Here is a 13486-nt window from a genome sequence, read left to right as displayed (position 1 = left end):
GTGTCTGGATCTCTACCGCCTCGCCTCGTCCTCGCCTCCGCGAGCCCTGCCCGCCGCAAGACCCTCCAGGCAGCGGGGATCGAACCGGAGGTGTTGGTCAGCGGCGTTGACGAGTCCCTCGTGGTCAGCGATCGCGCGGATGAACTCTGCCTTGAGCTGGCCCGGTTGAAGGCGCAGGCGGTCCTGACCCGGCAGCGCCCGACCAAGGACCAGCGCACCCTGGTGATCGGGTGCGACTCGGTGCTGGAGTTCGATGGCGAGATCTTCGGCAAGCCCGCCGATGGGGCCGACGCCATCCGCCGGTGGGAGCGGATGCGGGGGCGCAGCGGAATCCTGCACAGCGGGCACTGCCTCATTGACCTGACGGCCGACCGACGGGCAGAGGCCGTCGCCGCTACGACCGTGCACTTCGCCGCGGTGAGTGACGACGAGATCGCCACGTACGTCAACACGGGTGAACCCCTGGCAGTGGCCGGCGCGTTCACGATCGATGGGTTGGGTGGACCGTTCGTGGAACGGATCGAGGGCGACCCCAGCACGGTGGTGGGCCTCTCCCTGCCGCTACTGCGCCGTCTCCTGGCCGAGCTGGATCTGCAGATCACCGACCTGTGGAGCCGGGGCACATCGAGCGCCACACAGTCCGGCACCCCGGCCGCCGCAAAGCCACACCCTGGAGCCTGACCGGCGAGAGTATCGCCGTCGAGAGCACGAAGGAGCAGCGTTGACCACCAAGTCCATCCCGTTGACGTCGGAGTTGCACGCATACCTGGTCGCCCACGGTGGCCCACCGGATGAGGTCATGCTCGACCTGATCGAGGAGACCCGGGCGCACCTGCCGGAAGACGCGAAGATGCAGGTGGCACCGGAACAGGCCGCGTTCCTGACCTTTCTGACCCGGCTGCTGGGGGCGCGACGAGCAGTCGAGGTCGGCACCTTCACCGGGCTCTCCGCGCTGGCGATCGCCCGCGGGCTGACCGAAGACGGGCAGCTGACCTGCTTCGACGTCTCGGAGGAGTTCACCGGGATCGCTCGGCGCCACTGGGCCCGGGCCGGCGTGGACGACCGGGTGCAGCTGCGGATCGGCCCCGCCGGAGAGACGCTGCAGGAGCTACCGGCCAACCGTCACCTCGACTTCGCTTTCATCGACGCGGACAAGGTCGGCTACTCGGCCTACTGGGCGGAGTTGGTACCCCGGATGCGGCCCGGCGCAGTGATCGCCGTCGACAACGTCCTCCGCGACGGGCGGGTGCTCGCCCCGCAGGACGACGCCGACCGGGCCATCGCCGCGTTCAACGACGAGGTGCTGGCCGACGTACGGGTGGACCCGGTGATGCTGCCGATCGCCGACGGACTGACCCTGGCCCGGGTGCGCTGACCGGCCCGCCGCGCGGCGCTGCGGGACGGTTGGTGAACGGGCAGTGCGGCATCCCACACTTAGCGCTCGTTAGGGAGCTTCGGCAGGGCCGTTACACTCCCCGTCAACGAACACCCCGGGAGGAGCCCCCAAGGTGCGCAAGGTACTCATCGCCAACCGCGGCGAGATCGCTGTCCGCGTTATTCGCGCGTGCCGCGATGCCGGCCTGGCCAGCGTCGCCGTCTACGCGGACTCCGACCGCGACGCCCTGCACGCCACCCTGGCCGACGAGGCGTACGCGCTCGGCGGTGACACCGCCGCCGACAGCTACCTGCGCATGGAGAAGCTGATCGATGTCGCGACGCGATCGGGTGCCGACGCGGTGCACCCGGGCTACGGCTTCCTCTCCGAGAACGCCGACTTCGCCCAGGCGGTGATCGACGCCGGGCTGACCTGGGTCGGGCCGAACCCGCAGGCGATCCGCGACCTGGGGGACAAGGTAACCGCCCGGCACCTCGCGCAACGCGCGGGCGCGCCGCTGGTCCCCGGCACCCCGGACCCGGTCGGCAGCGCCGACGAGGTGTTGACCTTCGCCGCCGACCACGGCCTGCCGGTCGCCATCAAGGCGGCCTTCGGCGGGGGCGGTCGCGGCCTCAAGGTGGCCCGAACCATGGAGGAGATCCCCCACCTGTTCGAGTCGGCCACCCGGGAGGCGGTCGCCGCGTTCGGCCGGGGTGAGTGTTTCGTCGAGCGGTACCTGGACCAGCCTCGGCACGTCGAGGCCCAGGTCCTCGCCGACCAGCACGGCAACGTCGTCGTGGTGGGCACTCGGGACTGCTCCCTCCAGCGCCGGCACCAGAAGCTGGTCGAGGAGGCGCCGGCGCCGTTCCTCACCGACGCGCAGCGACAGCAGATCCACGACTCGGCCAAGGCCATCTGTCGGGAGGCCGGCTACCACGGTGCCGGCACCGTCGAGTATCTGGTCGGCGCCGACGGCACCATCTCCTTCCTGGAGGTCAACACGCGACTTCAGGTGGAGCATCCGGTGACCGAGGAGACGGCCGGTGTCGACCTGGTCCGGGAGCAGTTCCGCATCGCGGACGGGGAGCAGCTGCGGTTCACCGAGGACCCAACGCCCCGCGGACACTCCATCGAGTTCCGGATCAACGGTGAGGACCCGGGCCGGAGCTTCCTGCCCGCCCCGGGCACGATCACCGCGCTGCGCCTGCCGACGGGCCCGGGAGTACGGGTCGACACCGGTGTCTCCGCCGGCGATGTGATTGGCGGCAACTTCGACTCGCTCCTCGCCAAGGTGATCGTGACTGGCGAGACGCGTACCGAGGCCCTGGAGCGGGCCCGTCGCGTGCTGGACGAGATGGTGGTCGAGGGCATGGCCACCGCGCTTGCCTTCCACCGGCTGGTGGTCCGGGACGAGGCCTTCACCGCCGAGCCGTTCACCGTGCACACCCGGTGGATCGAGACCGAGTTCGACAACACCGTGCCGGCCTTCACCGCCACGGCCAGCCCCACCGAGGGCCCGGCGGAGCGCGACACCATGGTGGTGGAGGTGGGCGGCAAGCGGCTGGAGGTCAGCCTCCCGGCCGGCTTCGGCGCCGGCACGGCCACCGCCACGCCCACGGCGAAGAAGCCGGCCCGTCGGCGCGGCGGGGCGAAGGCCGGGGCCGCGGTCAGCGGCGACACGCTCACCTCCCCCATGCAGGGCACGATCGTGAAGATCGCGGTCGCCGACGGAGACATCGTGGCCGAGGGCGACCTGGTCGTGGTCTTGGAGGCGATGAAGATGGAGCAGCCGCTGCACGCGCACCAGGCGGGCACGGTCAGCAGCCTCGCCGCCGAGATCGGCGCGGTCATCACCGCTGGCGGCGCGATCTGCACCATCGCCTGAGCGGCGCTGGCTGCCGCGGTTCGGAGGACGTACACCGACGACCCGGCCGCCCGCGCTGCGGGCGCCGCCCGGCAGCCAGACGGCGGGATGTTGCCCGACCCGGGGAACGCGAGCCGAGTCAGCCAGTCATGATGGCCGAGTGCGGTTCCTTCACGGCGCGGTCCCCGCGCATGACCTGACCTACAACGACGTCTTCATGGCCCCGGCCCGCTCCGAGGTGGCGTCCCGGCTCGACGTCGACCTCTCGACCGGTGACGGCACCGGCACCACCATCCCGTTGGTGGTGTCGAACATGACCGCGGTCGCGGGGCGGCGGATGGCCGAGACCGTGGCCCGACGGGGTGGCATCGCGGTCATCCCGCAGGACATCCCGATCGACGTGGTCGCGCACGTCGTCGCCTGGGTCAAGCAGCGGCACCTGGTGTACGACACCCCGATCACCCTGGGTCCGACCGATACCGTCGGCGACGCCATCCACCTGCTGCCGAAGCGGTCGCACGGCGCGGTGGTCGTGGTGGACGAGTCCGGCCGGCCGGTCGGGGTGGTCACCGAGGCGGACACGGTGGGCGTGGACCGGTTCGCGCAGCTACGGCACGTGATGTCGGCGGAGCTGCACACTGTTTCGGCGGACGCCGATCCGCGTACCGGCTTCGACCGGCTCTCGGCCGGCCGGCGTCGGCTGGCACCGGTGGTGGACGACCAGGAGCGCTTGGTCGGCGTGCTGACCCGGTCGGGTGCGCTGCGCGCCACGCTCTATCGACCGGCACTCGACGACCGGGGCAGGCTGCGCATCGCCGCGGCGGTGGGCATCAACGGCGACGTCACCGGCAAGGCGCGAGCCCTCCTGGAGGCCGGGGTGGACACCCTGGTCGTGGATACGGCGCACGGCCACCAAGAACGGATGATCTCCGCCCTCCGGGCGGTACGCGCGCTCGATCCGGCCGTACCGGTCGCGGCCGGCAACGTGGTCACCGCCGACGGCGTGCGTGATCTCGTTGCGGCGGGTGCGGACATCGTGAAGGTCGGCGTGGGGCCGGGCGCGATGTGCACCACGCGAATGATGACCGGGGTGGGGCGACCCCAGTTCTCGGCGGTCCTGGACTGTGCCGCGGCGGCGCGGGCACTGGGCCGGCACGTGTGGGCAGACGGCGGGGTCCGGTACCCCCGCGATGTGGCGTTGGCACTGGCCGCGGGGGCCTCAAACGTCATGATCGGTTCTTGGTTCGCCGGCACCTACGAGTCCCCGGGCGACCTCTACTCCGACGCCGACGGCCGCCGCTACAAGGAGAGTTTCGGCATGGCCTCGGCCCGGGCGGTCAGCGCGCGGACGGCGGAGGACTCCGCGTACGACCGCGCCCGGAAGGCGATCTTCGAGGAGGGCATCTCGTCGGCGCGGATGTACCTGGACCCGGAGCGGCCGGGCGTGGAGGACCTCGTTGACGAGATCATTTCCGGGGTACGTAGCGCCTTCACCTATGCCGGGGCGCACAACCTCACCGAGTTCCACGAGCGGGCGCTGGTCGGGGTGCAGAGCGCGGCCGGCTACACCGAGGGGATGCCGCTCCCGACGAGTTGGTGACTCGACCACTCGGTGCCGGCAGCCCGCCACGGCTAGCTGGCCGGACTGGCCACCGGTTGTGGCGTCGGCGCCGGGTCCGCTACCCCGGGGCGATCCCGCGGTAGTCGGGCGCAGGCGATCAGCCCGATGAGCAGGAAGCCGGCGGCGGTGAAGGCGGCGTACCGGGTGGCGTCGGCGAAGGCGGCCTTCGCCTCCTCGGCGATCGGCGCGGTGCGGGGGTCGGCGGCGAGCCCGGCGATCGCCGCTCCGCCACTCTCCCGAACCTCGGTCACCACCTGGTCACGCTGGGTGGAGCCAAGCTCGGACCGATCAGCGAGGCGCGCGCCGAGAAGCCCGCTGAGCCCGGCGAAGAGGACCGTGCCGAGCACAGCGATGCCGAGGGCGGATCCGAACTGCCGCGCCGTGCTCTGCACCCCGGACCCCTGGCCGCTGCGCCGGACCGGCACCTCACGCAGCGACACCCCGGTGAGTTGGGCGGTGGCCAGACCGACGCCGACGCCGTAGACGAAGAGCAGGCCGAGCGGAGCCCACCAGCGGGTGTCGGGGGCGACCACGAGGCCGAGTCCGGCGATGCCGGCGATCTCCGCGGCTACGCCGAGCTGCACCACCCGGGTGGTACCCCACCGTTTGACGAGAAGCGCTCCGAGGGCACTGGAGAGGAAGCTCCCGACGGCGAGGGGCAGCAGCGCCAGGCCGGTGTGGAAGGCGCTGTAGCCGAGGACGTTCTGGTACCAGAGCGGGAGCGCGAAGAGGAGACCGAACTCGCCCAGGCTGACGATCGCGGCGGCGGTGACGCCGGTCCGGAAGGAGCCGATCCGAAACAGCGACAGGTCGACCAGCGCCGGCCGACCGAGCCGGTTGCGGCGCACCTGGTGGGTGACCAGAAGGGCAAGGGCGGCCAGGCCAGTCAGCCCGACGACCGGCACCGGGGAGATCGCGGCGGGCCAGTCCAGGCCGAAGATACTGACCGGCTTCGCCAACCCCCACCAGCCATACGTGCGCCCCTCGATGAGGGCGAAGACGACGCCGGTCATGCCGAGCACCGACAGCAGCGCCCCGATCAGGTCGATGCCGCGCTCGACCCGGTCGTCGCGGGATTCGGGGACCAGCGCGAGCGTGGCGGTGACGACCAGCAGGCCGATCGGGAGGTTGATGCCGAATGCCCACCGCCAGGAGAGCTCGGTGGTGAGCCAGCCGCCAAGCAGCGGGCCGAGCGCGGCGGCCCCGCCGATCGTGGAGCCCCAGACCGCGAAGGCGATCGCCCGCTCTCGGCCGGCGAAGTTCGCGTTCAACAGGGACAGTGAGGTGGGCAGCATCATCGCGCCGCCGAGCCCTTGGAGCACCCGCGCCCCGATCAGCTCCGCACCGGAGCCGGCGGACGCGGCGAGCAGGCTTGCGACGACGAAGACCAGCACACCGACGACGAACATTCGTCGCCGGCCGGCGCGGTCAGCGAAGCGGCCGGCGACCAGGAGCAGGGCGGCGAAGACGAGGGTGTACGCCTCCTGGACCCACTGCGCCCCGGCGGAGCTGACGCCGAGGTCGGCGATGATCGCCGGGACGGCGACGTTGACGATCGTCACGTCGACGATGATCGTGGCGACTCCGAGGCTGATGGCGAGCAGCCCCCACCAGCGGCCACGTCCCTGCTCCGGCATATTTCGCTCCGATCGCTAGTTTGTCTAGCTACCTGAGCTGCTAGCTTCGTCCCGTGGACAGCGCCGCGTCAACTACCGCCGGCTCGCGTCGCGGGCCGTACAGCGAAGCGCCCTCGACCAGCCGAACCGCCCGGGCCCTGCGCGAGGTGATCCGGGCCGCCAGCAGCACCCGGGGGGCACTGGCCCACCGGCTCGGGATCGGGGTCACCGACGCCGCCGCCATCGACCACCTCGCCGCCAGCCCGGACCCACTCGGCCCGGTGGAGTTGGGCAACCACCTCGGCATCCGGTCCGCCTCGGCCACCGCGCTGGTGGATCGGCTGGTGCGCGCCGGTCACCTGGCCCGCACGCCGCATCCACAGGATCGTCGCCGGGTGGCGCTGCAGGTCACCGACCAGGGGTACGACGAGGTGTCGGCGGCACTGCGGCCGATGCTGGCCGGCATCGAGCAGGCCGTCGACCGGCTCACGCCGGAGCAGGCAGCCGCCACGGCCACCTTCCTGCGGGAGGTGGCCGAGGTTATGCGGGAGTACGTGGTGACCGCGCAGGAGGAGCCGCCCGACCTCGCGCGTCCACGTCCGCCACGCGGGATCCGAACAGCCGACGAATAACGACGCGTGCGGCCTCCCGCGGATCATCCCCCGCCTCGTCCGGCAGGGCACCCGCGTTCCACAGGGTGGCGAAGCCATGCACGATGGACCAGGCGGCCAGCGCGTCCCCGGCGACGCCGCCCACCGCGCCCGGTCCCGGCGGCAGGTCCGCCACTGCCGAACGCAGGACCGCACGCGATCGTCCTCGGGCCGCCACCACCTCCGGCGCGTCAACGCGGTAGAGGTCGGGGCGGTACATCACCTCGAAGTGCGCCCGACGCCGGACGGCGAAGTCCACGTAGGCCACCCCCATCTCGAGCAGGCTGTCGCCGGTCTGCAGGGCCGCGGCGAGCAGGTCGAAGCCCTCGACCGCGAGCGCGGTCAGCAGCCCCGACTTGTCGCCGAAGTGATGGGCGGGCGCCGCATGCGACACGCCGGCTCGGCGGGCGAGGTCCCGCAGGCTCAGGGCGGCGGGCCCGGACTCCTCGATCGCCACCACGGCGGCGGTGAGCAGGACCCGCCGAAGATCGCCGTGATGGTAGCCACGTGCACCGGTCATCCGGGAAGCATATCTTGCCGTTGACAAGATTTGCCGACGGAGGCAGTCTTGCCACCGACAAGATCCGGTTTGGAGGTTCCGATGGTTCCACTGATCACACTGGTGGCCGGCACCGGGTTGGCCCGACTGGCCGGTCTGGCCGGCGTGGGTGCGCTCGACGGCTGGCATCCCGCGCTGCGGGTGGGGCTCGCCCTGATGCTCACGGTCACCGGCCTGGCGCACTTCAGCCCACGACGCCGGGCCGACCTGGTCGCGCTGGTGCCACCACGGCTCCCCCACCCCACGTTCCTGGTCACCCTCACCGGGGTGCTGGAGCTACTCGGCGCGGCGGCGCTCCTGGCTCCTTCCACTGCTCGGTGGGCCGCCGCCGGGCTGGCCGTCCTGATGCTGGCGATGTTCCCGGCGAACGTGTCCGGGGCACGGCGCAAGCTCACCCTGGCCGGCCGTCCCGTCACCCCGCTGGCCGCCCGTACCGCCATCCAGGGAGTCTTCGTCGCCACCGCCGTCGCCATTTCGGTTGGCGCCTGACGATCCGACCACTAACCTGCCCGGGTGACCGTAACCCCCCGCCAGGACGCGCCACTCGGGCGCTGGTCATCCTGACCGCCCGGGCCGACCGAGGCGAGCCCCACGGAGAGCCGGCGTGCTGATCCAACTGCTCCGCACCTACCTACGCCCCTACCACCGCCCCCTGGCGGCCGTGGTCGCCCTCCAGTTCGTCGGCACCATCGCCTCGCTGTACCTGCCGAGCCTCAACGCCGACATCATCGACCGTGGAGTGGCCCGCGGCGACACCGGCTTCATCCTCCGCGCCGGGGGCTGGATGCTCGCCGTCAGCCTGGTCCAGATCGTCTGCTCGGTTGCCGCCGTCTACCTCGGCGCCCGCACCGCGATGGCGTACGGCCGGGATGTCCGGGCGGCGCTCTTCGCCCACGTCAACACCTTCTCCGCCCGGGAGGTCGCCCACTTCGGCGCACCATCCCTGATCACTCGCAACACCAACGACGTGCAGCAGGTGCAGATGATGGTGCTGATGAGCTGCACGATGCTGGTCGCGGCGCCGATCATGAGCGTTGGCGGGGTGGTGATGGCGCTGCGCGAGGACCTCGGGCTCTCCTGGTTGCTGCTGGTCTGCGTCCCCGTCCTGGCGCTCGGTCTGGGCCAGGTGATCCGCCGGATGGTGCCCGGGTTCCGACTCATGCAGACCCGCATCGACACCGTCAACCGGATCCTCCGCGAGCAGATCAGTGGCATCCGTGTGGTACGGGCGTTCGTCCGGGAACCGGACGAGACCCGGCGCTTCGCCGCCGCCAACACCGACCTGACCGCGACCGCCCTGCAGACCGGCCGACTGGCCGCACTGATCTTCCCGATCGTGATGCTGGTCCTCAGCGTCTCCAGCGTCGCGGTGCTCTGGTTCGGTGCCGAACGGGTGGACGCCGGCGCCATCGAGGTCGGCTCCCTCACCGCCTTCCTCCAGTACCTGATGCAGATCCTGATGGCGGTCATGATGGCCACGTTCATGCTGATGATGGTGCCGAGAGCGGCGGTCTGCGCCGAGCGGGTCAGCGAGGTGCTGGCGACCGAGACCTCGGTCCCGCCCCCACCGGAGCCGGTCACCGCACCGCCGGCCCGGGCCGAGGTGGAGCTGCGCCGGGTGCGGTTCCAGTACCCCGGTGCGGCCGAACCGGTGCTGCGGGACGTGTCGTTCCGGGTGACCCCGGGCACGACCACCGCGATCATCGGCAGCACCGGCGCCGGCAAGAGCACCCTGCTCGCCCTGATCCCACGACTGATCGACGTCACCTCCGGTGCGGTGCTGGTGGACGGGGTCAACGTCCGGGATCTCGCACCGGAGGCGCTGTGGCAGCGGATCGGCCTGGTGCCCCAGCGCCCGTACCTGTTCACCGGCACGATCGCCACCAACCTGCGGCACGGCAACCCGGCCGCGACCGAGGCCGAGCTCTGGGCGGCGCTGGAGGTGGCGCAGGCCCGCGACTTCGTCGCCGCGCTGCCGGACGGGCTGGACGGGCCCGTAGCGCAGGGGGGCACCAACCTCTCCGGCGGGCAACGGCAGCGGCTGGCCATCGCCCGGGCGCTGGTCCGCCGACCAGAGATCTACCTCTTCGACGACTCCTTCTCCGCCCTTGACCTCGGCACCGACACGCGGCTACGGGCGGCGCTGCGCCCGGTCACCGCCGACGCGGCGGTGGTGGTCGTGGCGCAGCGGGTCGCCACCGTGGCAGACGCCGACCGGATCGTGGTGCTGGAGGACGGGGGTGTCGTGGGGATCGGCCGGCACGCCGAGTTACTGACGACCTGCCCCACGTACGCGGAGATCGTCGCATCTCAGCAGAGCACCGGAGTGACGGCGTGAGCGCTCCAGTCGTACCGAAGAAGAACCCACCCGGGGAGGAGCCCACGCCCCAGCGGCTACCAAACGGCGGCCCACGCGGCAGCGGAGCGTCCTGGCCGGGGGCCGGCATGCCCGCCGAACGGTCGATGTCCTTCGGGCCGTCGGCGCGGCGCCTCCTCGGACGGCTACGCCCGCACCGCCTCCCCCTGATCGGGGTGATCGCCCTGACGGTGCTCGGTGTCGGCCTGAACGTGGTCGGGCCGAGGGTGCTCGGCCACGCCACTGACCTGATCTTCGCCGGGGTACTGGGGAGACAGCTCGAACCCGGCACGACGACGGAGGCCGCCGCCGCGGCGGCCCGCGCGGCGGGCAACGACAGCTTCGCCGACATCATCACCCGGATGGGCGTGGTTCCCGGCACCGGGATCGACTCGGCCGCGTTGGTCCGGGTGCTGCTGCTGGCGCTCGCCCTCGCTGTCGCGGCCTCCCTGCTCCTCTGGGGGCAGGGCTGGCTGCTCACCGGGATCGTGCAGCGGACGGTGCACCGGCTGCGCGAAGACGTGGCGGCCAAGCTGAACCGACTGCCTCTGCCCTACTTCGACCGACAGCCCCGGGGTGAGCTGCTCAGCCGGGTCACCAACGACATCGACAACATCTCGGTCAGCCTGCAGCAGACCCTGAGCCAACTGCTCACCGCGCTGCTCACCGTGGTCGGGGTGCTCGCCATGATGTTCTGGATCTCGCCGCTGTTGGCCCTGATCGCACTGGTGGCGGTGCCCCTGTCGGTCCTCGTCACCCAGCAGATCGCGAAGCGGTCCCAGCCGCGGTTCGTCGCCCAGTGGACGCACACCGCCGAGCTCAACGGCCAGATCGAGGAGGCCTTCACCGGCCACGAGCTGGTCAAGGTCTTCGGCCGGCAGCGGGCGGTGCAAACCTCCTTCGCGGCCAAGAACGAGGAGCTGTTCCAGGCCAGCTTCGGGGCACAGTTCATCTCCGGAATCATCATGCCGGCGATGATGTTCATCGGAAACCTGAGCTACGTGGCGATCGCCGTGGTCGGCGGGCTCCGGGTGGCATCCGGCACGATGACCCTCGGCGACGTGCAGGCCTTCATCCAGTACTCCCGCCAGTTCACCCAGCCGCTCACCCAGCTCGCCGCGATGATGAACCTGCTCCAGTCCGGGGTCGCCTCTGCCGAGCGGGTCTTCGCGGTGCTCGACGCCGAGGAGCAGGCTCCGGAACCGGCCGCCCCGGCCCAACTGACCGCACCCCGCGGGCGGGTCACGTTTGCGCACGTCACCTTCCGGTACACGCCGGACGAGCCGTTGATCGAGGACCTGTCACTGACCGCCGAGCCCGGCCAGACGGTGGCGATCGTCGGGCCGACCGGGGCCGGCAAGACCACCCTGGTCAACCTGGTGCTGCGCTTCTACGAGCTGAACGCGGGTCGGATCACCCTCGACGGGGTGGACATCACCGGGCTGCGCCGGGACGACCTGCGCTCTCGCATCGGCATGGTGCTCCAGGACACCTGGCTGTTCACCGGCACGATCCGGGAGAACATCGCCTACGGTCGACCCGACGCCACCGAGGAGGAGATCCTGGCGGCGGCCCGGGCGACCTTCGTGGACCGCTTCGTACGCAGCCTGCCCGAGGGCTACGACACCGTGATCGACGAGGAGGGGAGCAATATCAGCGCTGGCGAACGGCAGCTCATCACCATCGCCCGCGCCTTCCTCGCCGAGCCGTCGCTACTGATCCTCGACGAGGCCACCAGCTCCGTGGACACCCGGACCGAGGTGCTGCTCCAACGGGCGATGGCGGCACTGCGCTCCGACCGCACCAGCTTCGTGATCGCACACCGACTCTCCACCATCCGCGACGCCGACCTGATCCTGATGATGGTGGACGGGCGGATCGTCGAACAGGGCACCCACGACGAACTGCTCGCGGCCGACGGCCCGTACGCCGGCCTGCACCGCTCCCAGTTCACCCAGGGCCAGCCGGCCGAGTCCGAGCCGAGCTCAGCTCCGTAGCCGGCGCAGGGACACCGGGGGACCGCGGAAGATCGCCTCCCGTACGAAAGCCGAGGAACCGCCGGCAACCCAGATCAGCCGGGTTGCCGGCGGTTCCTCGGCGTGCCGCTCAGCCCGGCGGGAGGAGCTCCGGCGAGCGGGTCGCGACGACCCGGGCAACCAGCGCGAGGGCCTCGGCGGCGGGCAGCGGGGCCAGGTGCTGGCCGTCCCGCAGCCGCAGCGACACCCGTCCGGCGGCGGCCTCCCGCGGGCCCACCACCGCGGCATACGGGATTCGGGCCTGCGCCGCGTCGCGGATCCGCCCGCCCAGCGAGCCGCTCCGGTCCACCTCGACCCGCAGTCTGGCCGCCCGCGCCGCGGCAACGAACTCGTCAGCCGCGCCGTCCTGCTCGGCCGCGACCGGCAGGACCACCAGCTGAACCGGCGCGTACCAGACGGGGAACGCCCCCTCGTGCACCTCGATCAGGTAGCTGAACAGCCGCTCCATGCTCCCGACGAGGCTGCGGTGCACCAGCACCGGCCGGCGCCGGGCACCACCGGAGTCGACGTACGACAGAGCGAACCGCTCCGGCTTGTCGAAGTCGAGTTGGATGGTGGACAGCGTCCACTCTCGACCGGCGGCGTCCGCCACCTGGATGTCGATCTTTGGTCCATAGAAGGCCGCCGCACCGACATCCTCGGTGTACCCCACCCCGTCGAGCGCGGCGCGGAGCAACTCCTCGGCCCACGCCCAGTCGTCCTCCGCGCCGACGTAGCGCTGACCCGGGCCCCGGAGCGACAGCCGGAACCCCGCCGGCCGTACGCCGAGGGCGGCGTGTGCCGTGCGGATCAGCCGAAGGATCTCCGCCACCTCCGCCCCGACCTGCTGCAGGGTGCAGAAGTTGTGGGCGTCGTTGAGCGAGATCGTCCGTACCCGGGCCAGCCCGCCCAGCACACCGGAGCGCTCGGCCCGGTACATCCCGCCCAGCTCGGCGATCCGCAGCGGCAGGTCCCGCCAGGATCGTCCCCGGCACCGGTAGACCAACGCGTGGTGCGGGCAGAGCGCCGGGCGGAGCAGGAGCTCATCGTCGGCCGACAGCCGCATCGGTGGAAACATCTCCTCGGCGAAGTGGCCCAGATGCCCGGAGCGTTCGAAGAGTTCCCGCCGACCGAGGGGCGGGGTGACAACGTGCTGGTAGCCGGCCTGGCGTTCAAGATCCCGAAGGTACTCCTCGACGGCGTGCCGGGCCGCCGCCCCGGCCGGCAGCCAGAGCGGCAGCCCCGCGCCGGCGAGCGGGTCGGAGGTGAACAGGCCCAGCTCCCGGCCGAGCCTACGGTGGTCGATCATGTCGCGCTCCTGGTTCGGGTACGGCCGGCGAAGCGATCGGTACCCGGAACGCAACCGAGGCCCCGGGGCGGTTCGCCCCGGGGCCTCGTTGACGGTGAAGTCAGTGCGGTATGCCGGGGTT

General features: G+C 71.6%; 11 protein-coding genes. 8 read left to right on the top strand and 3 right to left on the bottom strand.

Annotated features, from left to right (window positions below):
- The 4 genes from AC1UKG_RS04125 (at position 1) to AC1UKG_RS04110 (ending at position 4839) form a co-directional block, all read left to right on the top strand.
- Complete coding sequence (locus tag AC1UKG_RS04125) at positions 1–681, top strand: Maf family nucleotide pyrophosphatase (RefSeq protein WP_026325061.1); 681 nt, start codon at positions 1–3, stop codon at positions 679–681.
- 40 nt (positions 682–721) lie between these two features.
- On the top strand, positions 722–1375 hold the full coding sequence (locus AC1UKG_RS04120) for an O-methyltransferase (protein ID WP_018741992.1): 654 nt from the start codon (positions 722–724) through the stop codon (positions 1373–1375).
- 133 nt (positions 1376–1508) lie between these two features.
- Complete coding sequence (locus tag AC1UKG_RS04115; protein ID WP_482641832.1) at positions 1509–3260, top strand: acetyl/propionyl/methylcrotonyl-CoA carboxylase subunit alpha; 1752 nt, start codon at positions 1509–1511, stop codon at positions 3258–3260.
- A 139-nt stretch (positions 3261–3399) separates the two neighbouring features.
- Positions 3400–4839, top strand: a complete 1440-nt coding sequence (locus tag AC1UKG_RS04110; protein ID WP_018741990.1) for a GuaB1 family IMP dehydrogenase-related protein — start codon at positions 3400–3402, stop codon at positions 4837–4839.
- A gap of 32 nt (positions 4840–4871) precedes the next feature.
- Here AC1UKG_RS04110 and AC1UKG_RS04105 read toward each other — a convergent pair whose 3' ends face one another.
- A complete protein-coding gene (locus tag AC1UKG_RS04105) occupies positions 4872–6497 on the bottom strand; it encodes a DHA2 family efflux MFS transporter permease subunit (protein WP_482643182.1) in 1626 nt (541 codons plus the stop codon).
- 53 nt (positions 6498–6550) lie between these two features.
- Between AC1UKG_RS04105 and AC1UKG_RS04100 the strand changes: the two genes are divergently transcribed.
- Positions 6551–7108, top strand: coding sequence for a MarR family transcriptional regulator (locus AC1UKG_RS04100; protein WP_018741988.1), 558 nt, complete (start codon positions 6551–6553; stop codon positions 7106–7108).
- Here the strand turns inward: AC1UKG_RS04100 and AC1UKG_RS04095 are convergent.
- Entirely contained in the window at positions 7017–7646 is a 630-nt protein-coding gene (locus AC1UKG_RS04095; RefSeq protein ID WP_018814315.1) for a TetR/AcrR family transcriptional regulator, read from the bottom strand. The two genes, AC1UKG_RS04100 and AC1UKG_RS04095, sit on opposite strands and share 92 nt — an antisense overlap.
- Before the next feature lie 81 nt (positions 7647–7727).
- On the opposite strand from AC1UKG_RS04095, the gene AC1UKG_RS04090 reads away from it, so the two are divergent.
- The 3 genes from AC1UKG_RS04090 (at position 7728) to AC1UKG_RS04080 (ending at position 12038) form a co-directional block, all read left to right on the top strand.
- Positions 7728–8174 (top strand): DoxX family membrane protein, encoded by a 447-nt coding sequence (locus AC1UKG_RS04090; RefSeq protein WP_018741986.1) that lies wholly within the window; start codon positions 7728–7730, stop codon positions 8172–8174.
- A 115-nt stretch (positions 8175–8289) separates the two neighbouring features.
- Positions 8290–10023, top strand: coding sequence for an ABC transporter ATP-binding protein (locus AC1UKG_RS04085; RefSeq protein ID WP_482641833.1), 1734 nt, complete (start codon positions 8290–8292; stop codon positions 10021–10023).
- A complete protein-coding gene (locus AC1UKG_RS04080; protein ID WP_482641834.1) occupies positions 10020–12038 on the top strand; it encodes an ABC transporter ATP-binding protein in 2019 nt (672 codons plus the stop codon). Before AC1UKG_RS04085 ends, AC1UKG_RS04080 begins: the two co-directional genes overlap by 4 nt.
- Before the next feature lie 109 nt (positions 12039–12147).
- On the opposite strand, the gene thrS is transcribed toward AC1UKG_RS04080, so the two are convergent.
- Positions 12148–13365: a threonine--tRNA ligase gene (gene thrS, locus AC1UKG_RS04075; protein ID WP_482641835.1), complete on the bottom strand. Its 1218-nt coding sequence runs from the start codon at positions 13363–13365 to the stop codon at positions 12148–12150.
- Between the last annotated feature and the right edge of the window lie 121 nt (positions 13366–13486).

This window comes from Salinispora sp. CH2A1_6 (assembly GCF_056820975.1).
Note: the sequence above shows the minus strand (reverse complement) of the source record. Positions and strands in the feature narration are given on the sequence as shown.